Source organism: Austwickia sp. (assembly GCA_016699675.1).
Classification (GTDB): Bacteria; Actinomycetota; Actinomycetes; order Actinomycetales; family Dermatophilaceae; genus Austwickia.
The window spans coordinates 1,209,702-1,231,460 of the sequence record CP064985.1 but is presented as its reverse complement, the minus strand read 5'-3'; the positions used below and the strand labels follow the sequence as shown (position 1 = coordinate 1,231,460).

General features: G+C 73.7%; 15 protein-coding genes and 5 pseudogenes. 11 read left to right on the top strand and 9 right to left on the bottom strand.

Annotated elements, in window-relative coordinates:
- Nucleotides 1–3: 3 nt before the first annotated feature.
- Nucleotides 4–612 carry a potassium-transporting ATPase subunit KdpC gene (kdpC, locus tag IPK37_05725; protein ID QQS01892.1) on the top strand — a complete coding sequence of 203 codons (609 nt, stop codon included), beginning with the start codon at nucleotides 4–6 and terminating at the stop codon, nucleotides 610–612.
- Nucleotides 613–622: 10 nt separating this feature from the next.
- Nucleotides 623–886: pseudogene (locus IPK37_05720) on the top strand (histidine kinase).
- Nucleotides 887–892: 6 nt separating this feature from the next.
- Here the strand turns inward: IPK37_05720 and IPK37_05715 are convergent.
- Nucleotides 893–1,966 carry an IS110 family transposase gene (locus tag IPK37_05715; GenBank protein ID QQS02694.1) on the bottom strand — a complete coding sequence of 358 codons (1,074 nt, stop codon included), beginning with the start codon at nucleotides 1,964–1,966 and terminating at the stop codon, nucleotides 893–895.
- Nucleotides 1,967–2,061: 95 nt separating this feature from the next.
- Here IPK37_05715 and IPK37_05710 point away from each other — a divergent pair.
- Nucleotides 2,062–4,654: pseudogene (locus IPK37_05710) on the top strand (sensor histidine kinase KdpD).
- A pseudogene (locus IPK37_05705) lies at nucleotides 4,651–5,333 on the top strand (response regulator transcription factor). Before IPK37_05710 ends, IPK37_05705 begins: the two co-directional pseudogenes overlap by 4 nt.
- 31 nt (nucleotides 5,334–5,364) lie before the next feature.
- Here IPK37_05705 and IPK37_05700 read toward each other — a convergent pair.
- Complete coding sequence (locus IPK37_05700; protein QQS02693.1) at nucleotides 5,365–5,766, bottom strand: GNAT family N-acetyltransferase; 402 nt, start codon at nucleotides 5,764–5,766, stop codon at nucleotides 5,365–5,367.
- A gap of 346 nt (nucleotides 5,767–6,112) precedes the next feature.
- Here IPK37_05700 and IPK37_05695 point away from each other — a divergent pair, with 346 nt between their 5' ends.
- Both IPK37_05695 and IPK37_05690 read left to right on the top strand, forming a co-directional pair.
- A complete protein-coding gene (locus IPK37_05695; protein ID QQS01891.1) occupies nucleotides 6,113–7,933 on the top strand; it encodes an HNH endonuclease in 1,821 nt (606 codons plus the stop codon).
- A 307-nt stretch (nucleotides 7,934–8,240) separates the two neighbouring features.
- Nucleotides 8,241–8,738 (top strand): MaoC family dehydratase, encoded by a 498-nt coding sequence (locus tag IPK37_05690; GenBank protein QQS01890.1) that lies wholly within the window; start codon nucleotides 8,241–8,243, stop codon nucleotides 8,736–8,738.
- Nucleotides 8,739–8,768: 30 nt separating this feature from the next.
- On the opposite strand, the gene IPK37_05685 is transcribed toward IPK37_05690, so the two are convergent.
- Nucleotides 8,769–8,972, bottom strand: coding sequence for a hypothetical protein (locus IPK37_05685; protein ID QQS01889.1), 204 nt, complete (start codon nucleotides 8,970–8,972; stop codon nucleotides 8,769–8,771).
- A 10-nt stretch (nucleotides 8,973–8,982) separates the two neighbouring features.
- A complete protein-coding gene (locus tag IPK37_05680) occupies nucleotides 8,983–10,224 on the bottom strand; it encodes an aminotransferase class I/II-fold pyridoxal phosphate-dependent enzyme (GenBank protein ID QQS01888.1) in 1,242 nt (413 codons plus the stop codon).
- A 42-nt stretch (nucleotides 10,225–10,266) separates the two neighbouring features.
- Here IPK37_05680 and IPK37_05675 point away from each other — a divergent pair.
- The 4 genes and pseudogenes from IPK37_05675 to ligD all read left to right on the top strand — a co-directional run bounded on the left by IPK37_05675 (nucleotide 10,267) and on the right by ligD (nucleotide 14,343).
- Nucleotides 10,267–11,488 (top strand): annotated as a pseudogene (locus tag IPK37_05675) (MFS transporter).
- A 179-nt stretch (nucleotides 11,489–11,667) separates the two neighbouring features.
- Nucleotides 11,668–12,435 carry a hypothetical protein gene (locus IPK37_05670; protein QQS01887.1) on the top strand — a complete coding sequence of 256 codons (768 nt, stop codon included), beginning with the start codon at nucleotides 11,668–11,670 and terminating at the stop codon, nucleotides 12,433–12,435.
- Between the two features lie 91 nt (nucleotides 12,436–12,526).
- The gene (locus IPK37_05665) at nucleotides 12,527–13,366 is read left to right on the top strand and encodes an alpha/beta fold hydrolase (GenBank protein ID QQS01886.1); all 840 of its coding nucleotides are present in this window, start codon (nucleotides 12,527–12,529) and stop codon (nucleotides 13,364–13,366) included.
- On the top strand, nucleotides 13,363–14,343 hold the full coding sequence (gene ligD, locus IPK37_05660; GenBank protein QQS01885.1) for a non-homologous end-joining DNA ligase: 981 nt from the start codon (nucleotides 13,363–13,365) through the stop codon (nucleotides 14,341–14,343). The genes IPK37_05665 and ligD overlap by 4 nt, the downstream gene beginning before the upstream one ends.
- 349 nt (nucleotides 14,344–14,692) lie before the next feature.
- On the opposite strand, the pseudogene IPK37_05655 reads toward ligD, so the two are convergent.
- The 5 genes and pseudogenes from IPK37_05655 to IPK37_05635 form a co-directional block, all read right to left on the bottom strand.
- Nucleotides 14,693–15,743, bottom strand: a pseudogene (locus IPK37_05655) (AEC family transporter).
- 49 nt (nucleotides 15,744–15,792) lie between these two features.
- Nucleotides 15,793–17,772: an AarF/ABC1/UbiB kinase family protein gene (locus IPK37_05650; protein ID QQS02692.1), complete on the bottom strand. Its 1,980-nt coding sequence runs from the start codon at nucleotides 17,770–17,772 to the stop codon at nucleotides 15,793–15,795.
- Between the two features lie 174 nt (nucleotides 17,773–17,946).
- Complete coding sequence (locus tag IPK37_05645; GenBank protein QQS01884.1) at nucleotides 17,947–18,159, bottom strand: hypothetical protein; 213 nt, start codon at nucleotides 18,157–18,159, stop codon at nucleotides 17,947–17,949.
- Between the two features lie 165 nt (nucleotides 18,160–18,324).
- Nucleotides 18,325–19,212: a DMT family transporter gene (locus IPK37_05640; protein ID QQS01883.1), complete on the bottom strand. Its 888-nt coding sequence runs from the start codon at nucleotides 19,210–19,212 to the stop codon at nucleotides 18,325–18,327.
- Nucleotides 19,209–20,684, bottom strand: a complete 1,476-nt coding sequence (locus tag IPK37_05635) for an MBL fold metallo-hydrolase (protein ID QQS01882.1) — start codon at nucleotides 20,682–20,684, stop codon at nucleotides 19,209–19,211. The genes IPK37_05640 and IPK37_05635 overlap by 4 nt, the downstream gene beginning before the upstream one ends.
- Before the next feature lie 196 nt (nucleotides 20,685–20,880).
- Here IPK37_05635 and IPK37_05630 point away from each other — a divergent pair, with 196 nt between their 5' ends.
- Entirely contained in the window at nucleotides 20,881–21,711 is an 831-nt protein-coding gene (locus tag IPK37_05630) for an AraC family transcriptional regulator (GenBank protein QQS01881.1), read from the top strand.
- The last annotated feature ends 48 nt before the right edge of the window (nucleotides 21,712–21,759 follow it).

The following is a 21,759-nucleotide window of genomic DNA, read 5'->3' as shown; positions in this document are numbered from 1 at the left end:
ACGATGACCTCAGGTGTGGGTGTCCGATCGGTCGGCCGGGGGTTCGGCCGCCAGCTCGGCGCCGCCGTACGCGTATTCCTCCTGCTCACCGTCCTGCTCGGGCTGGTCTGGCCGCTGGCCTTCACCGGGCTCGCGCAGGTCGTGGCTCGTCCGACCGCGAGCGGCTCCCTCGTCGAGCGGAACGGCCGCGTCGTCGGCAGCTCGCTGATCGGGCAGCAGTTCACCGGCCCGGAGTGGTTCCAGCCGCGTCCGTCGCCCTCGGACTACGCCGGGGACACCTCCGGCGGGAGCAACCTGTCGCCGGTGGGCGAGCCGCAGCGCGCGGCGGTCCGCGACCGGGCCGACGCGCTGCGGGCGGCCAACCCCGAGGCCCCCGCCGAGATTCCGGGCGACGCCCTGACCGCCAGCGGTTCGGGCCTCGACCCGGACATCTCGGTCGACTACGCCAACTGGCAGGTCGCGCGCGTGGCCCGGGCCACGGGGGTGCCGGCGGACGACGTACGGCGGCTCGTGGCCGACCACACGACGGGGCGCACCCTCGGCTTCCTCGGCCAGCCGCGCGTCAACGTGCTCGAGCTCAACCTCGCCCTGCGGGCGGCCCATGGTGGGTGACAATCCTCGGGTGAGGCGCGGGACGTTGCGGATCTACCTCGGCGCCGCGCCGGGCGTCGGCAAGACCGTGGCGATGCTCGGCGAGGGTCGCCGGCGGGCCGAGCGCGGCCAGGACGTGGTGGTCGGGTTCGTGGAGACGCACGGGCGGGCCTACACCGCGAAGGCCCTGGAGGGCCTCGAGATGGTGCCGCGGCGCGCCCTGACCCACCGCGGCGCGGAGTTCACCGAGCTGGACACGGACGCCATCCTGGCCCGGAACCCGCAGAATCTCCTATGTTTGTCAAGCAGCCGCCTGGTCGAGCTGGGCGGTGGCGTTAAGGCGGCGGTAGATCTCGCGGGCGAGGTAGCGCTTGAGGCTTCGGCGGATCTCTCGGAGGGTGCGTCCTTCGGCGCTTCGGCGTTCGACGTAGGCGCGGGTGCGGGGGTCCATGCGCATGCGGGTGACGACGGCCATGTGCAGCGCGCGGTTCAGGCGCCGGTCGCCGCCGCGGTTGATGCGGTGGCGGACCGTGTTGCCGGAGGAGGCCGGGATCGGGTTCACGCCGGCGAGGCTGGCGAAGGCGGACTCTGATCGGATGCGTCCCAGGTGGGACCACGCGGTGAGGGCGACGGCTGCGGTGATGGGGCCGATGCCAGGCTGTTCGAGCAGGACGCTGGCGGGGCTCTGGTGAAGGAGGTCGCTGATCCGCTTGGTGATGTCCTTGAGCTCGTCATCGAGCGCGGCGACGCGCTTAGCCAGCCGGGCGGCTTCCCAGCGGGCAGTGGAGACTGCCAGGGGCTCCTCTCGCGTGCGCCAGCCGGCGACCGTGGTGATCTGGGCGCCGGTCAGCGGGCGTCGGGCGTCGATCCCGAGGTCGGCCACGCGTAAGAGCGCGGTCAGAGCGTTGATCGTGGCGGTGCGCTCGGTGCTCATGTGGTCTCGGGCGGCGAGCAGGACGCGGACAGCCGCCCGGACCCCGTCGTCGGCCCGCGGGTGGCGCAGCGCTGTGACCTGCAACGGGAGGGCTGCTGCGGCGATGCGGCGGGCGTCCAGCGGGTCGGATTTGCCGATGCCGCGGTCGGCGCGCGCGTTCATCCGTGGCGCTTCGACGACCTCGTAGCCGGCGTCGGCCACGACGCGGGCCAGCCGCGCCCCGTAAGTGCCGGTGCCCTCGATGACCCACAGGACCGCCACGTCGCCGCCGGTGCGGCGCGCGACAAACGCGACAGCCCGTGCAAGCCCGGCCGTCGTGGCCGGGAACTGGCCCTCGTCGAGCAGCTCGCCCTGCGGGCAGACCAGGATCGAGAGGGCGTGGTTGCGGGCGTGGGTGTCCACGCCGATGACGAACGGATGTGAATGCGCGACGATGGCCATGGCGATCGTTGTTCCTTCCTCGAGACGGGGCGTGGTCACGGTCGCCGAGCGGCCGGTACCGGTCCGGGAAGAAGTCACATCGGGGCAAATCTGTGATGAGCCACGGCTCGCGGGCCGGGCAATCTCCTGATGAGGTCACCGAGGTGGGCCGGACGGTGCCGGCCGCGCCGATCCGAGCGGACAATTCAACGGGAAGACACCGCCCGAGGCGGGCCAATTGCTTCGAGAGTCACGCCCGGGCCGGAACGACCAGCTCCATCCTGACCAGCCAGTCCCAGACCAGCCAGGTCCCACACTCACAGATCGCTTTGGTGGACGAGCTCGCCTACACGAACGTGCCGGGGTCGGCGCGGGGCCGCCGGTACGAGGACATCGCCGTGCTCCTCGACGCGGGCATCGACGTCATCTCGACGGTCAACATCCAGCACCTGGAGTCCCTCAACGACGCGGTCCATGCGATCACCGGGGTCCGCCAGCGCGAGACCGTGCCCGACGGGGTGGTCCGCGGGGCCGACCAGATCGAGCTGGTCGACATGTCGCCGGAGTCGCTGCGCCGCCGGATGGCGCACGGCAACATCTACAAGGCCGACAAGGTCGACGCCGCGCTGGCCAGTTATTTCCGGCCCGGCAACCTGTCGGCGCTGCGCGAGCTGGCCCTGCTGTGGCTGGCGGACCGGGTGGACGAGACGCTGGAGCGCTACCGCGCCGACCAGGGCATCCTCGACACCTGGCCCACCCGTGAGCGCGTGGTGGTCGCGCTCACCGGCGGCCCGGAGGGGGAGACCGTGCTGCGCCGCGGCGCTCGGATCGCGTCGCGGGGGGCGGGCGGGGAGCTGATCGCCGTGTACGTCAGCCGCAGCGACGGGCTGGCGGGGGTGGACGGTACGGCGATCGCGGCGCAGCGCACGCTGACCCGGGAACTGGGCGGGGAGTTCCACGCCATCTCCGGCGACGACATCGCCGAGGCCATTCTGGCTTTCGCGCGCCGCGTCAATGCCAGCCAGATCGTGGTGGGTGCCAGCACCCGGAGCCGGTGGGCGCGGTTGTGGTCGCGCGGGGTGGGGGCCTCCGTCGTGGCGGGGTCTGGCGACATCGACGTCCACCTGGTGACGCACGCGCACACGACGGTGCCCCCGACGAGCCGCTCGCGGTGGAGCCTGGGCCGACGGCGGCTCGTGGCGGGCTGGGTCGGTGCGGTCCTAGGGCCGATCGCGCTGACCGGGCTGCTGCACCTGCTCGGCGAGGCCGTGGACCTGCCCCTGGACGTGCTGCTGTATCTGGGGGTATCGGTCGGGGTGGCGCTCGTCGGCGGACTGCTCCCGGCGCTGGTCAGCGCGGTGTTGGGGACCCTGCTCCTCAACTTCTTCTTCACGCCGCCGACGCACACCTTCACCGTCTCCGACCGGCAGAACGTGCTGGCGCTGAGCGTCTACCTGATGATCGCGGCCGCCGTGGCCGCCGTGGTGCACCTGTCCGCACGACGTACGGAGGAGGCCCGCGCGGCACAACGCGAGTCCGCCAGCCTCACCCAGATCACCCACGCGATGCTGTCGTCCACCGAGCCCCTGCCCCTGCTGCTCCGCGAGTGTCTCGACATGCTGGCGATGACCTCCGGGGGGATCGTGCGGCGGCCGCGCACGGGCGGAGCGGTCACGATCCTCGCCGCGGTCGGCGGGTTCACCCTCTCCGACGTGGAGCACGCCCAGGTCCGCGAGCCGATCGACGACGAGACCGTGCTGCTGCTGTGCGGCCACGACCTGCGGGCGGAGGACCAGTCGCTGGTCACGGCGTACGCCGCGAACGCCGCCGCCGTCCTCACCCGGCAGCGGCTGCGGGCCGAGGCGGCCGCCGCGACGTCGCTGGCCGCCGACAACAAGGCCCGGCAGGCGCTGCTCTCGGCGGTCTCGCACGACCTGCGCACCCCGCTGGCCGCGGTCAAGGCCGCCGTCTCCAGCCTGCGCTCGGAGGAGGTGCAGTTCAGCGACGAGGACCAGGCCGACCTGCTCGAGGCCATCGAGGAGAGCACCGACCGGCTCGACGCGCTGGTGGGCAACCTGCTCGACCTGTCGCGGCTGGAGACCGGGGCCATGCGGCCGCACTGCATCGTCGTGGACGGGGCCGAGGTGGCGAGCTCGACGATGGCGGCGGTGTCCGACCCCGGCCGCCTGGAGCTGTGGAGCCAGGGGGAGTGCCTGGCGTACGCGGACCCGGGCCTGCTCGACCGCGTGCTGGCGAACCTGCTGGAGAACGGGCTGCGGCACGCCCCGGCGCGATCGAAGGTCGTGGTCAACGTGGCCCGGGTGGGGGCCCGCACGCAGATCCGGGTGATCGACAGCGGCCCCGGCGTACCGCGCGCCGAGCACGAGAAGATCTTCCAACCGTTCCAGCGGCAGGGCGACGTGCCCGCCGGCGACGGCGTCGGGTTGGGGCTGGCCGTCGCGCGGGGGGCTGGCGGAGAGCATGGGAGCGAGCGTGACCGCGGACGACACCCCGGGTGGGGGGCTCACGATGACCATCGACCTGCCGCCGGGGCCGCCGGCCGGCCTTGTGGATTCCGGCGTCGGCGGCCGCGACGCCGTGGCGCGCGACGCGGTGGCGCACGGCGCGGTGGCGCACGGCGCGGTGGTGCGCGACGCGGCGGCGCGCGGCGCGGTGGCTGGCGAGGTCGAGTGGAGGGCCGCGCCGTGACCCGCATCCTCGTCGTCGACGACGAACCGGCAATCACGCGGACGCTGCGGATCAACCTGCGGGCGCGGGGGTACGACTCAGTGGTCGTCGGTGATGGCCGCAGCGCGATGGCGGCCATCGAGGAGGAGATGCCGGACCTTGTCGTCCTCGACCTTGGGCTGCCCGACCGGGACGGCGTCGAGGTGCTGGCGTGGCTGCGGCAGCGCAGCGCCGTACCGGTCATCGTGCTGTCCGCCCGGCACGAGTCCGACGACAAGGTCGAGGCCCTTGACCGCGGCGCGGACGACTTCGTGACCAAGCCGTTCGCCATGGACGAGCTGATGGCGCGGATCCGGTCCGCGTTGCGGCGGGCGCACACCGACGTGGCGGACGGCCAGCCCCCTTCTCGTGCGCGGACTTCCGGCTGGACTTCGCGGAGCGGCGGGCGGAGGCGGCGGACGGTACGCCGATCCGGCTGACCCCCACCGAGTGGCGGATTCTGGCCGTGCTGGCGCGCGAGCCGGGGCATCTGGTCACGCATGCCGAGCTCTTGGGTGAGGTGTGGGGCCCGACGTACCGACGCGAGTCCAACTACCTGCGCGTCTTCGCCAACCAGCTGCGCCGCAAGATCGAGCCGTCGCCGAGCGCGCCAACGCACCTGCTCACCGAGCCGGGGCAGGGCTATCGGCTGGTGCCCTGATCCCGGCGCGGCCGCGTCCGATCGGCGGGAGTCAGGGCAGGTCCCGCCACATGATGTGCAGGCCGACGCGGCCGTCGCGGGGATGCCGAAAGGCGCCCGGGGCGGTCCCGAGGACACGGAATCCTTCGCATCGGTAGAGCGCCACGGCTGTGTGGTTGGTCTCGACGACGGCGTTGAACTGAATCGCGGCGGAGCCTTCGCCGGCGGCCCAGGCGATCAGGTCCCGGACCAGCGCTCGACCCAGGCCCGAGCCGCGGGCCCGCGCGGCGACCATGAGCGAGCCCGAGGCGACGTGGTCCCCCTGGTGAGGCCGGTTGGCGTACATATTCGCTGTACCGAGGACCTCGCCCGAACGCTCGGCGACGACGACACGCCCCGGCGGCGCGGTCATCCAGGATCGCCGGGTCTCCTCTTCGTCGGGCCGAGCCGCCATCGCGAACGTCTCCTCCGCCGCGGCCACCTCGCGGATGATCCCCCAGATCGCGGACCAGTCCGAGGCGGCGGCGGGACGTACGACGAGTGGGCTGGGCACCTGACCATCCTTCGGCGGTTCGCGTCCGGTCGGCAACGGGATTTTCGGTGCGGTACTGGTGCACCGGCTTGTGGTTAGTGCCTGTGTGGGGAAGTTGTGCGTGGCGCTTAATACGGACTTAATTAATTAAATAAAGCCGCCTGTTCCGAAGCATCCAAACGGGTTAAGATCGTACGTAGTAACGATAGTCGCTGGGAGGAAGGGTCGCATGGATGTCCGGGGTGGGCGCGATGGGTGCTTCAGCCTTATGGTGCCCGACCCGGCGCTGGTGGCGTTGCTGGACGACGACGGGTTGCTCGACGCGATGGCGGCGTACGAGCGGGCGACGGCCGCATTGGCCGGGATGTCGGCCCGAGCAGCGGGCTTCCTGGCCAGTCGGCGTCGTGAGCAGGCGATGGCGTGCCTCGGCCCGGACGCATCCCGCACGGCACGCGACCGAGAGTTGGCCGAGGCTGAGTCCGCCGTGGCGGACGAAGTGCGGTTGGCGACGGGACTTGGCGTCGCCGATGCCTACGGTCGCCTCCGCCTCGGCTTGGCCAGCCCGACGCGCGCGGGTCGGGTGTTGACCGCCCTGACGGAGGGCGCCTGCACCTGGGCGATGGCGCGGACTTGGCAGCAGGACACTCGCGAGTGCGCGGCGGAGGTCGCAGCGGAGATTGCGGCGGCCGTGTTGGCGCCCACGCGGGATGGCTCGGTGCTGTCCTACGGAACCTTCCGGCGCCGGCTGGCCCGGCAGTTGGCCCTGCGGGTCCCGACCAGGAAGCTGCGGGATGACGACCTGAGTCGACGTGATGCGTTCGCCACGTTGACCCCCCACGGCACGGGAGAGCTCACCGCATCGGGCTCGGCGGAGCGGGTGACCGCGGCGATCGAGCGGGTCGAGGAGATCGCCAGGGCCGTCCGCCGGATGGGTGATCCGCGCACGCTGGCCCAGCTGCGCAGCGACGTGATGCTGGACCTCGTCATCTTCGGGGACATCCCCGCCCTCGGCACACCCATCCCCGCAGGTGAGGTGACCGTGCTGGGTGCCCCCGCTGGGCAGCCGTCGACGCGATATACGCCATCCACGGCGCCGTCGCAGTCCTCATCGTCCTCGGTGCCATCACGGTCCTCGGCGCCACCGCAGTCCTCACCGCAGTCCTCACCGCAGTCCTCACCGCAGTCCTCACCGCAGTCCTCACAGCGGTCGACTGGCGGTCGCGCCGGGCGTGAGGACGGTGCTCACGCGACCGTATCGACTGAGCGGGTGCGTGACGACACCGCAGACGACCCCGCGCCCTTGCCGGTGCCCGTCTCGGGGGCGGTGCCGATCCCAGGGGAGGTGCGAGTGCCGGACTGGGTCGCTTTCCTGCCGGGCGGGCTGCCGCCGGCTGTCGTGCGGGTGGTGGTCTCGGCGGCCTCGCTGCTAGGAGCGGACGAGGAACCGGGCCGCTTGGAGAACGGCGAGTACGTGCCTGCCGAGGTGGTGCGGGACCTGGCCTACGGCGCGGGCTCGGTCTGGCGTCGCTTGGTGACCGATCCGGTCACCGGAGAAGCGATCGAGCTCTCCACCGCGAGCTATGGCCCACCCCCGCGGCTGCGCGAGGCGGTCCAGGTCCGAGACGGGACCTGCCGGGCCCCGGACAGTCACGTCCCGGCTCGTCGCTGCGACCTCGACCACGACGTGGATCACGCCTCCGGCGGCGCCACGCATGCGGCAAACCTGTCAGCGAAGTCCCGCCGCCCACACGGACACAAGACCCGCGGCCAGTGGACCACCCGCCAGAGCGCTGACGGGACGATCGTCTGGACAACCGGCACGGGCCGGCAATACACGACGTATCCCATGCAGTACGACCCGCAGGCCCCCGGCCGTCCCCCCGGCCGTCCCTCAAGCGACCACCGGAACCGCAGCGATGCGGCCATCGTCGCGTCCGGTGAGGCGCCCCCGGTCGAGCACTCCGAGACAGGGCGCACTGCCGCCACCCGCCCCGCAGGTCGACCCCGCGCCCACCCCACGGCCGCCACCGGTCGCACCGTCGATGAGCGCGCGGCGGCACCATCAGACCCAGGACCCCCGCCGTTCTGACGATCCCGGCTGTCCGCGGCGCTCAGCTCGTGGCGGCGGTCCCTGAGCCCGCCCCGGCGATCATCCACCATTCCGGACGGCGACGTGATCGGCCGATTCGCCGCGGCGCTGTCGTCCGGCGCTGGGCGAATCGGCCATCATGGCAGCAGGGTCCGGCGGGATTGGCGGGCTCGGTAGACCGCTCCGGGATCTCGGCGGGATCGGCAGGATCGCGGAGCGGCGGTCGCCGACGCCGCCCACGCTCTGGATCCGCCACCCAGGCCATGGACGTCGGAACCCGGCGGCGCGGCGCAGAAGGAGGTTGCCCATGACACGGCTGCTCGATCAGGCAGAGTTCGACGCAACGATCGCCGACCGGCGGTTCGAGGACTACGTGCCCGGCGGAGTCTACGAATACGGCGAGATCACCCTCGACGAGGCGGACATCATCGACTTCGGCCGGCGGTGGGACCCCCAGACGTTTCACGTGGATCCACAGGCCGCCGCGGCGGGGCCCTTCCAGGGGCTGATCGCCAGCGGCTGGCAGACCTGCGCGGCCATGATGCGGCTCTTCGCCGAGCACTACCTGTCGCACACCGCCAGCCTCGGCGCCCCCGGCGTCGACGAACTCCGCTGGCTGCGCCCCGTCCGCCCCGGCGACAAACTCCGCCTGCGCGTCACCGTGCTGGACGCGCGCAGCAGCCGGACCCAGGACGACCGCGGCCTCGTGCGCACCCTCGCCGAACTGCGCGACCCCTCGGGGGAGCCCGTGTTCCGGTGCGTCGTGATGAACCTCGTCGGGCGGCGGACCCCGGTCACGGTCTGAGCGGCGGCCTGTCGCCGTTCCGCCGAGCCCTCAGCCCTTGTCGGGGTCGTACGCCGGGTCGACGTACGGTTGCGGCTCCTTGGCGAGCTCTGCCTGCTCGCCCGCCGCGTCGCTGCTCGGCGGGGTCGCGGACGCGTCCTGGGGGACGTCGGCGGCGGGCCGGCCGGAGTTGTCGGGGTCGTAATCGGGCGCCGTGTAGGGGACCGGCTCGCCCTTGCTCTCGTGCGTACCCATGCGCGGGAGGTTAGCGGCCCGCGACGTACGCCGCGAGCCGGGTCATCGCCTCGCCCACCTCGGCGGTGGACCCGGCGAAGCTGAGCCGCACGAACTGGCCGCCGGATCGCGTGTCGAAGTCGGCGCCGGGGGTCAGCGCCACGCCGGTGTCGGCGAGCACCTGGAAGCACCACGCCATCGAGTCGCCGGTGAGGTGGCTGACGTCGGCGTACAGGTAGAACGCCCCGTCCGGCGGCGCCATCGACGTGACCCTGATCTCCGGGGCCCGGCGTAGGAGCAGGTCACGGTTCTGTGCGTACCGGCGCACGTGCCCCTCCAGCTCGGCGCTCGCCTCTGGCGCCAGGGCCCCGAGCGCCGCCACCTGGCTGATCGCGGGCGGGCAGATGTTGAGGTTGCCGACGAGCAGTTCCAGGGGGCGCACCAGCTCGGGGGGCACCACGAGCCAGCCGACGCGCCAGCCGGTCATCGAGAAGTACTTGCTGAAGCTGCCGACGAGGACGGCGCTGCGCGAGGTCTCCCACGCGCTGGCGGCGCGCGTCCCGTAGGTCACGCCGTGGTAGATCTCGTCGCTGATCAGCAGCGTGCCGTGCTCCTCGCACCAGTGCGCGATCGCGGCCAGCTCGGCGGCGGCGATGACCGTGCCGGTCGGGTTCGCGGGGGAGGCGATGATGAGGCCGGCGGGCGGCGCGCCGGCGGCGGCCAGGTGCTCCTCGAGCAGCGCGACGGTCGGCTGGTAACGCGTCTCCGCCCGGCAATCGATCTCGACGACGCGGCAGCCGAGGGCGTGCAGGGTGTTCCGGTACGCCGGGTAGCCCGGGCGGGCCATCAGCACGGTGTCGCCGGCCTCGAACGCTGCGAGGAACAGCGCCGTAAACCCGGCGGACGAGCCGGTGGTCACGACGATCTGGCCCGGGTCGACCGCGAGCCCGTACCACTGCGCGTAATGCCCCGCGATCCCCTCCCGCAGCGCCAGCATCCCGATGGCGTCGGTGTAGCCCAGGACCGCCCCCGACGCGATCGCCCGGTCCGCCGCGGCCAGCGCGGGGCCCGGCGCGGGCGTCGATGGTTGCCCGGCACACAGGGTGATCACGTCGCCGTGCGTGGCGGCCCGCCGGTTGGCGGCCTTGAGCACCTCCATGACGTGGAACGGCTCGACCTGCCCCCGCCGCGAAAGCCGAGGGAGCCGGGGGAGCTGCGGGATCCGGGGGAGCCGAGGGAGCTCAGCCGGGGAGGTGTCGCTGCCGGGTGCCATGGTCACATCATCGTCCCGGCTCGAGCGGGTACGGTCCCGTTCGTGACGGTTCCCGCTGGTACGCCGAGCGACCGCGCGGCCCAACCCCCCGAGCGCGGGGCGACGCGGCAGCCCGCTGAGGGCGCGGCGACGCGACCGCCCGCGGCGCTGTCGGCGGCGGCGTTCGTCTCCAGCCTCGACCGGTTCGCGGTCAGCCCGCTGCTCGTCGTGATCGCGGCGGACCTCGGCGTGACGCTGGCGCAGACGGTGGCGATCGCGAGCGGCTACTTCCTGGCGTACGGGCTGCTCCAGCCGGTCTGGGGCATCGTCTCGGACCGGTACGGGCGGGTCCGCCTGCTGCGCGGCGCCCTCCTCGGCGCCGCCGCGGCGGCCGTGGCCTCGGCCTTCGCGCCCACGCTCGGCGCGCTGGTCGCCGCGCGGCTGGTGACCGGCGGCCTGTTCGGCGCGTCGTCCCCACCTCCCTGACGTACGTCGGCGACACCGTCGCCCCCGCCCGCCGCCAGGCGGCCCTCACCGACCTGATGGCCGCGATCGCGGCCGGGACGGCCGTCGCCACGGCCGTCGCGGGCCTGCTCGCCCACGCGATCGGCTGGCGTGGGGTCTTCGCGCTGCCCGCGGCGGCCGCGCTGGCGTGCTGGTGGGGGCTGCGCTGCACCGTCGAGACCGCGCTGCCCGAGTCGGGTCGCCTGCTCGACCCCGTACGCCGGGCGCTGACCGACCCCTGGGCCCTGCTCGTCTACGCCCTGGTCTTCGTGGAGGGCGCCATCCTGCTCGGCCCGCTGACGCTGCTTGCGCCGGCGCTGCAGTCCCGCGGGGTCGAGGCGGGCGCGGCTGGGCTGGCCACCGCGGCGTACGGCGTGGGCGTCTGGGTCTTTGCCCGGCTCGTGCGGCGGCTGAGTGGCCACTGGCCGACGTGGCGCCTCATGGCGGTGGGCGGGGCGGCCATGGCGGTGGGCTACGCACTGGTCGCAGCGTGGGTGTCGGTGCCCACGGTCATCGCCACCGCCGTGCTGCTCGGGGTGGGCTGGGCGTTCCTGCACTCCTCGCTGCAGACCTGGGCCACCGGCGTCGTACCGTCCGCGCGCGGCACCGTGGTCGCGTTCTTCGCCGCGGCCCTGTTCGTCGGCAGCTCGCTGTCGACGTCGACGGCGGGGCCGTTCGCGGACCGCGGGCAGTGGGCGTCGTGTTCGGCGTGGCGTCGGCCGCGGCGGTGCCCTTGACGATCGCGGCAGTCGCGGGTCGGCGCCGCTATCCGCGCACATGACATAACATCATCGACCGTCCGGAACCATCGTCCGAGATCGCTCAGCCGATGGCACCGTCCGCCGAAAAGGAGCGTGGGTTAGCCCTGCCCGTCGGGCAGCCCGCGCGTGGGGTCGCCCCGCGCCACCTCGCGGACCGGACCCGAGGAGGGCCGCCCGCCTTTACGGATCGGAATCACCCATGGGCCTTCGCCGTCACCCCCGCGCCACCGCCTCCCTCGCCCTGCTCGCCGCCCTGGCCATCCCGGGCGCGCTCGCTCCCGCGGCCCAGGCCGACGAGGTCGACCCCGCCGCGCCGGGAGGCACCTCCGTCAGCACGACCGCCCCGACCGAATCCACGACCGGCCAGCCCGGTCAGACCGAAAGCACCGCCGATGGGGCGGCCGACAGCGCCGCCGGCGTGCGCGCGGGGTCGCCGCTGCGGACCGTCATCCCGCTGCCCCGCGTCACCGTGAGCCGGGTGTGCGGCGCCCGCGACGACATCCTGACCGTGGACCCTGCGTGGCTCGCCCGCTGGGGCGACAAGGTGGTCATCTTCCCGAACAGCCTGCTCTTCCAGGGCGGCACCGACGCGGAGCTGGCCAAGCCGTCCGGAATGATCAAGGCGGAGTTCCGCTCGACGTACCGCTGGGTCGGCTCGCACGGCACCGAATGGGCGTCCTGGCTGCTTTACCCGGGCACCGTGAAGCCCGTCGTCGACCGGAACGTGCCCTGCCCGGCCTCCGTCGAGGCCCCGCAGCTCACCCGCGCCGTCATGTGCGGCCCCCAGAACGACGAGGTGACGTTCGCGGACGACGCGTCGGCGGAGCACTGGCGCATCGCCGCGCGCCGCTGGAACGGCACCACGCAGACGGTGAGCCTGAAGGCGCGGCGGGGGTACGTCGGGCCGGGTGGCGCCACCGAGCTGGAGCAGGACTTCATCGACACGGGCGACTGCGCCGCGAGCTGACGCGACCGCGGCTCAGCTCGGCGCGCGGGGCCGGGGATCACCGACGGTCCCCGGCCTGGCGCCGTCGGGGTGGCCCTGCTTGGCTGGGCGCATGGAGACCTTCTCCCGCGACGACCTCACCTTCGACGTGGTGGATTCCGGGCCTGCCGACGGCCCGGCCGAGCCCATCGTCCTGCTGCACGGCTTCCCGCAGACCTCGCTGGCCTGGTCGGCCGTCACCGAGCGGCTGGTCGCGGCCGGCCGGCGGTGCCTGGCCCCGGACCTGCGCGGGTACTCGCCCGGGGCCCGGCCGCGCGAGCACACGGCGTACCGCGTGGACGTCATGCGCGGTGACGTCCTGGCCCTGCTCGACGCCGCGGGTGCCGAGCGCGGCCACATCGTCGGGCACGACTGGGGCGGCGGGCTGGCCTGGGAGGTCGCGACGGCGCACCCCGAGCGGGTGTCGCGCCTCACGGTCCTGTCCACGCCGCACCCCGCGGCGATGGGGTGGGCGATGCGGCACAGCCGGCAGGGGCTGAAGAGCTGGTACATGGCCGCGTTCCAGGTGCCCGTGCTGCCCGAGGCGCTGCTGCGGCCTGCGCTACGCGCCGTGGGGATGCGGGGGCTGGGGCTGGCGCCGGAGCACGAGCGGGCGTACGTCGCGACGCTGACCGAGCCGGGCGCACTGACGGGGGCGATCAACTGGTACCGGGCGCTGCGCACCGAGCGTCCCTCGGGGGTCGCCCGGGCGCGGGGGCCGGTCACCGTGCCCACGACGTACGTCTGGGGTCGTCGCGATGCCTATCTCGGGCGGGCGGCGGCGGAGAAGACGGAGGAGTACGTCGACGCGCCGTACCGCTTCATCGAACTCGACGCGGACCACTGGCTGCCGGAGAAGAACCCTGGCGACGTCGCCGACGCGATCCTCGAACCGCTCGGCGAAACCCCATGAGTGCCAAGGCGACTCCCGCGGTCGAGCTGGAGGTCGGCGAGCGGACCGTGCGGCTGAGCAATCCGGACCGGGTCTATTTCCCGGAGACCGGGGCGACGAAACGGGACCTGGCGGAGTACTACCTGGCCGTCGCCGACGGCATCGTCCGGGCGCTGCGCGAGCGGCCGTGCATGATGCACCGCTTCCCCGAGGGGCTCGCGGGGGAGAAGGTGCACCAGAAGGCGCTGCCCAAGGGGGCGCCCGACTGGATCGAGACGTGCCCGGTGTACTTCCCGCGGTTCAAGCGGACCGTCCGCGAGCTGTGCGTGACCGAGCCGGCGCACGTGCTGTGGGCCGTGCAGATGAGCACGGTGGAGTTCCACCCGTGGAACAGCCGCCGCGCCGACGTCGAGAAGCCCGACGAGTGGCGGATCGACCTGGACCCGATGCCGGACGCCGATTTCGCGAAGGTGCGTGAGGTGGCGGCGGTGGTGCACGAGGTGCTGGACGAGCTGGGGATCACGGGCTACCCGAAGACGACCGGGGGGCGGGGGCTGCACGTGTACGTGCGGATCCGCCCCGAGCACGATCACGGCGAGGTACGTCGGGCCGCGCTGGCGTTCGCCCGCGAGGTGGAGCGCCGGGCGCCGTCGCTGGTCACGACCACGTGGTGGCGCAAGGACCGCGACCCGGCGGCGGTGTTCGTGGACTACAACCAGAACGCGCGGGACCACACGATCGCGGCGGCGTACTCGGTGCGGGGGACCCCGACGGCCACCGTGTCGTGTCCCATCGAGTGGGCCGAGATCGACTCCGTCGAACCGGGGGAGTTGACGATCGCGACGGTGCCGGCCCGCTTCGCCCGGCTGGGCGATCTGCACGCGGGGATCGACGACGAGGCCTTCGATCTGGCCCCGCTCCTGGAGTGGGCGGACCGCGACGAGGCCGCCGGCGCCGAGCCCCCGCCCGAGCCCGACGCGTCGTCGGGTGAGGGCTAACCGACGGGGCTGGGGCACGGGTCCGCCCACGGGGCTGACGCGGGTGGGGTGGCGTCGGCGTGGTGGCGTGGGGTCAAGTCCGTGGGCGTGGTCTGACGAGGTGACCGTTCGTGACCTGCACAAAGGGTGCCATGGCACCAAACGCGCAGGTCGTGAGCGGTCGTGTTGTGGATAACTCGCGGGCTGGATGCTCGTTCGAGACTCGCCGAGGCTGGCGTGGGGTCAAGTCCGTGGGGGGTGGCATGACGGGGTGACCGTTCGTGACCTGCACAAAGGGTGCCATGGCACCAAACGCGCAGGTCGTGAGCGGTCGGGCTGGGGATAACTCGCGGGTAACTGGCCTTGCGGCTCAGAGGGTCAGCGCGAGGACCAGCCAGGCGGGGATGGTCGCGGCCGCCGCCACCGTCTGGGCCGCGATGATCGTGGCCATCAGCTCGGCATCCCCGCCGAGGCGGCGGGCGAGCACGTACGCGCTGGACGCCGTCGGCAGGCACTGGAACAGGACGGCGACGGTCGCGACGGGCCCGGTCAGTCCGACGAGGCGGGACAGCCCGAACGTCGTCGCCGGCAGCACCCCGAAGCGCACGGCCGAGGCGCCCACGACGTACCGCAGCGGCTCCCGCCACCCGACCGCCCCGCCTCCGGCCTGCGCCGCCCTGCGGGCCGGGCCGCGCAGCCCGGCGCCCACGCACAGCAGCCCGACCGGCAGGGCCGCTTGCCCGAGTTGCCGGGTGGCGGTCTCCAGCGTGCCGACCACGGCGGGCATCGGGCCGGCGTGCAGCAGCCCCGCCTGCGGCCCCGCCGCCAGGTGCAGCGCGACGCCCACCACACACGCCACGACCAGCGGGTTCGTGGCGACCGCCCGCACGACCCCGGGTCCGGCGTCCCCGTCGTCGCCCGACGATTCGCCCTTATCGGGCCCGCCCATGCCAAGCGCCGGGTCGGGGCTGCCCCAGCGGACCAGCACCGCCGTCGACGTCACGTTGACGAGCGGCACCAGGATCGCGTTGGCCAGCGCGGCCAGCGCCACGCCGCGCCCGCCGAACAGGGCCGAGGACAGCACCAGCCCGACGTAGTTGTTGAACCGCACCGCGCCCTGAAACACCGAGGTGAACCGCGCGCGCGCCGCCGGGTCGGTCCCGGGCGCCAGCACGCGCCGCAGCGCGACCGTCACGCCGGCGCCGCACAGCGAGGACCCGACCAGGACCGCGGCCATCCGCGCGATCGGCACGTCGCCGAAGTCCGCGGTGGCCAGCCCGTTGATGAACAGGCACGGCAGCAGCACCGTGTAGACCAGCCGCTCCAGGTCGCGCCAGAACGGCTCGGAGTAGCGCAGCACCCCGCCGCAGGCCCACCCCCAGCCCGATGAGCAACGCGGTCGCGGCGAGCGCCGCCACCAGCGTCGCGGCGTTCACCGCGCGCTCCGGACGTCGGCGCCACGAACCGACGTCATGAGTCCAGCCACGCGCGCCCGAACGCCAGCACGAGGACGCGCGCCGCGAGCACCACGGCGACCAGCAGGAAGATCGACCCCACCACGGGGTAGACCCCGATCCCGGGTGACAGCTCGGGCGAGGCGGGCGCCACCAGCAGCACCGCCGCCACGATCGAGGCCGCCGCCGCCATCAAGGTCATCGTGAGCTGGTGGGCCAGCCCGGCGACGAAGCGACGCTCATCGGCGTCGGCCAGCAGCCGGACCCGGACCGCGAGCTGCCCCGACTCCAGGGCCCCGGTGATCGCGTCGACGCGGCGGGGCAGCCGCTCCAGCATCGGCAGCAGGCGCAGGAGCTGGTCCTCCATCGCCGCCCGCACCTGCGTTGGTTGGCGCTCCTCGGCCGCGAGATCCGCCCCGGCGCGCCGCGCCGCGGTCACCAGGTCTGTGCCGGGGTCGAGCGTCACCAGCGTGCCCTCCAGTGCGCCCAGCGCCCGGAAGGTCGCGGCGACCCGCGGCGGGATCGCGAATCCGTGCCGCATGACGAGCCGGAACAGGTCGGGGAACAGGCCGGCGGCGCCGAGCGGCCCGAGACCGTGCCGGTACCGCGCGATCAGGCCGCCGAGCTCCCGTTCCAGCACGCGATCGTCCAGCGCCGCGGGCCGATCCAGCACCTGCAAGAGCGCGTCGGCGGCGGCCACCGAGTCGTCGCGGTCGACGGCGAGCAGGAGCCGGCCGATCCCCTCGCGGGCCGTGCGGTCCAGCCGCCCCACCGAGCCGAGGTCCAGCAGGGCGAGGCTGCCGTCGTCGCGCAGCATGACGTTGCCGCCGTGCAGGTCGGCGTGGAAGATCCCGGTCCGCACGATCTGCCGCAGCACGACCGCGAGCAGGCCCTCCGCAAGCGCGCGACGGCGCTCGGCCGGCAGCGCGGCGAGCCTCGCCTCGGCGCGGGAGAGCGGTACGCCGTCGACGCGCTCCATCACGAGCACGGTGCGGCCGGAGCACTCGGCGTACACCGTCGGGACGTGCACCACGTGCTGCCCCCACGGCAGGCTCCCGGCGACGGCGCGCGCGTTGGCGGCCTCCACGCGGTAGTCCAGCTCCTCGGCCAGGCTCGCGGCGAACCCGTCGATCACCGCGCCCAGGCACAGCGCCCGGGCCCAGCCGGTGCTGCGCTCCAGCCGCGTCCCCAGCCGGCGCAGGATGTCCAGGTCGGCCGAGACCTGGGCCGCGGCGCCGGGCCGCTGAATCTTGACCACGACCGGCGTACCGTCGAGCAGCCGCGCCCCGTGCACCTGCCCCACGGAGGCGGCGGCCAGGGGCTCCTCGTCGACGGCGCTGAAGACCTCGGCCAGAGGCCGGCCCAGCCCGGCCTCCAGGGCGGGGCGGAGCTGGGGCCACGGTACGGCGGGAACGTCGGCCTGCAGCGCCCCCAGCTCGCGGGCCATCTCGTCGCCGACCAGGTCCGGGCGGGTGGCCATCATCTGGCCGAACTTCACGAACGTCACCCCCGCCTCCGGCAGCGCCCGGGTCAGCCCGCGGGCGACCCGGGAGGGGTCGCCCGCCCGCGGCCGGGCACCGGCGCCCAGGAAGCCGCCGAGCCCGTGCCGGGCGGCGATGCCGACCACCTGGGTGTACCGCCGCGCCCGGCGCTGGCGCGCGGGCAGGTCCCTGATGAGGCCCACGGGATCGGGCAGGCTGCCCGTGGGGGCGAGGGCCTCCAGGACGACGAGCACGGCGAGCCCCACCGCGATCGCCCAGGCGAGCAGCAGCGTCGCGAGGAGCACGGTCACGGCGAGCGACGCCGACACGAGCTCACCGCGCTCGTCCATCACCCCGAGGCGCCGCGCGATCGGGCCGAGCACCCCGTTGCCGCCCGCGCTCAGGCAGGCGGCGACGAGCAGGGTGCGGGGCCAGCCGACCGGTACGCCGAGCAGCCGCCGGCTCACCAGGCCCAGCAGGAGGGCGTTCACGACGAACGCGGCCCCGACGAACAGCTCCGACACGCCCGTACCCCCGCAGCTTCGACGCGATGATCCGCATCGAGCCTAATCGCGGCGTTGCCGGTGGGGGGTCAGGCCCGGTCTCGGGGCATGAGGACGCCCAGCCGGGCCCTTCGGGGCCCCGGGCTGGGCGTCGCGTCGGTTCCGGCGGCGGGCCGCCGGCAAAGGTCAGGCGGCGAGCCGCCGTACGGCGTGCTCGCGCACCGTGCGCTCCTCGTCGTCGGCGAGGCGCAGGAGGGTGTCGATGTCGGTGTTGGCGTGCTGGGCCACGCGCAGGCGCACGGCGGGGCCGCCCGTCGCGGCCAGGTCGGCCAAGCGGGACGCCGAGGTCGCGGGGCCCAGCGGGATCGCCGGGGCCGCCATCAGGTCGGCAGTCGTCATGGGAAATGCTCCTGACACTGTTGGTTACCGAAGGGTTAAGTCTACCGTTCGGTCAATGGCGCCACTCTCCCCAGAATAGGGTCGCCTGACACCAGAGTCGGTAACAACGCGCCGTTTTCAAGGATTCCGAGACTCTCGTCACGTTTCGCTCACGGGCGAATCGCTTTAAACAGCGCGGCGATTCGCCTCTTCGTCGGCCGCCGAGAGCCGGCTGATCCCGAGCACCCCGAGGAGCAGGGCGGCCAGGCCCAGGCCCTCCAGGCCCAGGTCCAGCGGGCCGTGCCGCAGGTGCTCGCCGTACACCACCACCCCCAACGTCACCGCGAACAGGGGGTCGAGGGAGGCGACCACGGGCAGGCTCTGGGCGAGCGGCGCGGCGCCGTACGCCACCTGCTGCGCCAGCATCGCCGCGAGGGCGCAGCCCACCACGCACCACAACTGCCACGACGTCAGCAGGGCCTCCCACCCGCGCAAGTCGGCGATGCGGGTCGAGGACTTGATGAAGCCGGCCATCGCGACGTACATGATCGCGGTGACCACGGCGAGAGCCCGCGCGCGGCGGCCGCCATGGGTACGCCGGGCGTACCAGACGCACGCCAGCACGGCCGCACCCGCGACGCAGGACAGGATGATGCCCGGGACCTTGCGGCCGATCGCCTCCTCGCCCTGCGGGCCGAGCGACCCGGACGACGCGAGGAAGATCACCAGGCCGCCGATGAGCAGGAGCCCCAACGCCACCTCGGTCTTGCGGATCCGGGTCCGGTCGAGCAGATGGTTGAGGGCGAGGCCGATCACCAGCGACACGCACAGCACGGGCTGGACGACGGACAGGTCGCCGTACCGCAGTGCGAGCACCTGGAAGCCGATCGCCCCCACGTCGAAGACGAGCCCCGCCAGCCACCACGGGCTGGCGATCATCGAGGCGAGCAGCGTCGGGAGCCGGCGCGCGAACGCGAGGTCCGCGTGCGGGCGGCGGGTGCTCTGGTGCTTGGCGACCGTCGAGCAGGCCGCGGACGTGGCCGACGCCAGGGCCAGCAGCAGGACCTGGATCATGCGGGGTCGCCGGTCGGCCGGCCCGACCCGGCGGCCGGGTCGGGCTCAGCGGCTGCGGTGGCCACCAGCGCGACGCTCTCGCCGTGGCCCGGGACGCTCGCGGGCAGACCCAGCTCGTCGCGGATGCGGCGGGCGAACGCGTCGGCCGAGTGCTGCTCGCCGTGCGCGACGAAGACGGCGCGCGGCGCGGGCCGCAAGGCCCGCAGCCAGTCGAGCAGCTCCGAGGAATCCGCGTGCACGCTGAACTCGTCGTCCCGCACGATCTCCGCCCGCACCGGTACGAACCCGCCGTGCATCTTGAGCTGCTCAGCGCCGTCGGCCAGGGCCCGGCCTCGAGTGCCCACCGACTGATATCCGGTCAGGACGACGGTGTTCCGGTTGTCCGGGAGCATGCGCTCCAGGTGGTGTAGCACACGCCCGCCGGTGGCCATGCCGGAGGAGCTGATGACGATGCTCGGCATCCGCGGATCGTTCAGCGCCATCGACTCCTCCTTGGTCGCTGCCTCCCGCAACGAGCGCAGGTCCAGGAAGTGTTCCGGGTCCAGGTCGGCTCGCAGCTCGGTGCGGTGCCGGCCCTCCTTGTAGACCTTCAGCGCCGCGATCGCCATCGGCGAGTCGATGTAGATCGGCAGATCCGGGATGCGGCCGGCGTCGCGCATCTCGCCGAGCGCCGTGATGACGATCTCCGTGCGGTCCACGGCGAAGGCCGGGACCAGCACCGAACCCCCGCGCGCGGCCGTCCGCCGGATCGCGGCCGCGAACGCCTCGTGCGGCAGGCCGGCGGGGTCCGGGTGCTCGCGGTCGCCGTACGTCGACTCGATCACGACGTACGGCGCCCCCTGCGGCACCTGCCGCGCCCGCAGCACCGGGTGGTCGTCACGGCCGAGATCGCCGGAGAACAGCACGGCGGTCTCGGTTCCGGCGCGGGTCCCGTGCGAGAGCCGCACGCTCGCCGAGCCGAGGATGTGCCCGGCGCGGGTGAACCGGGCGTGCAGCCCGTCGCCCAGCTCGACGTCGGTGTCGTAGTCGACGACCCGGAACAGCGGCAGCGTGCGCTCGACGTCCCGCATCCCGTAGAGCGCCAGCGGCGGGTCGTGCTTGGAGTAGCCGCGCTCGGCGGCGTACTGGGCGTCCTTCTCCTGCAGGTACGCCGAGTCCCGCAGCACGATCTCCGCCAGCTGCCGCGTCGGGGCCGTGCAGTGGATCGAGCCCGCGAAGCCCTGGCGGACCAGCGCCGGCAGGTAGCCGGAGTGGTCCATGTGGGCGTGGGTGAGGACGACGTCGCTGAACGTCGCCGGATCGACCGGGAAGGGCTCCCAGTTCTTGCGCCGCCACTCCTTCTCGCCCTGGAACATCCCGGCGTCGACCAGGACGCGTCGCTCGCCGGCGCCGGCGCCGGTTCCGGCGGGGAGCGCCAGCAGGTACTTCGAGCCGGTCACCGTCCCCGCCGCGCCCAGAAACGTCAGGCTCATCGGCCCGGGCGGCCCGGGCGGCCCGGGCGGCTCGGGCGGCCCGGTCGGCGCGGTCGGCGCGGGCCGTTGGCCGCCCGGATCGGGCTGCGCGGGTTCGTACTCCGGCCTGCGGTGGTGGTGGGCGCCCATACGCCCCAGAATGGCGGACCCGCCGCCCCGTTGCCCGGCGGACACCGATCCCGCGACACTCGATGTCATGGGGGAGGAGCTGGCGAGTGGCGCGGTGGGCCGGCCGCACCGGGCGCTGTGGCCGTACGTGCGCGAGTACGTCGGCTACCGCCACGTCGGCGGCGTCCCCGCGATCCACCACGGCGTACCGTCGGCGTCCGCCACCGTCATCCTCGCCTTCGACCACCCGCTCGACGTGGCGTGGAAGGACGCGACGGGCAGCCGGGCGACGTACTGGACCATGGCCTCCGGGCTGCACACCCGCCCGGCGCTCATCCACACCGGCGGCGCGCAGCACGGGATCCAGCTGGCGCTGACCCCGCTCGGCGTACGGGCGCTTCTCGGCACCCCTGCTGCCGCACTGGCCGCCGCGATGGTGGGCCACGACGATCTGCCCTTCGGGGTCGATGCGGCCGTGCACGCGCGGCTCGCGGCGGCGACGGGCTGGTCGCGGCGGTTCGCCATCCTCGACGCGGCGTTGCTCGGGGCGCTGCGCGGGTACGGCGAGGCTCGCGTGCACACGGCGCCGTCGGCGGCGCGGGACGGTTGGCGTGCGCTGGCGGCCTCGGGTGGGTCGCTGGGCGTGGCGGAGCTGGCGGCGGCGACCGGATGGAGTGCGCGCCACCTGCACGCGATGTTCGTGACCGAGTTCGGGATCGGGCCGAAGCAGGCCGGTCAGCTGATGCGGTTCGACCGGGCGCGCGCGCTGGTGGGGCGCGGGGTGGCGCTGGCGGAGGCGGCGGCCGCGAGCGGTTACGCCGACCAGGCGCACCTCACCCGCGAATGGACCCGGTTCGCGGGCCAACCACCACGGCGAACCCTGGCTGAGCTGGCGGAGTTCGACGACAACCCGCGCTGACCGGTGCCAGGAGGCGCCGCGCCGATTTGTTCAAGAACCGGCGGGCGC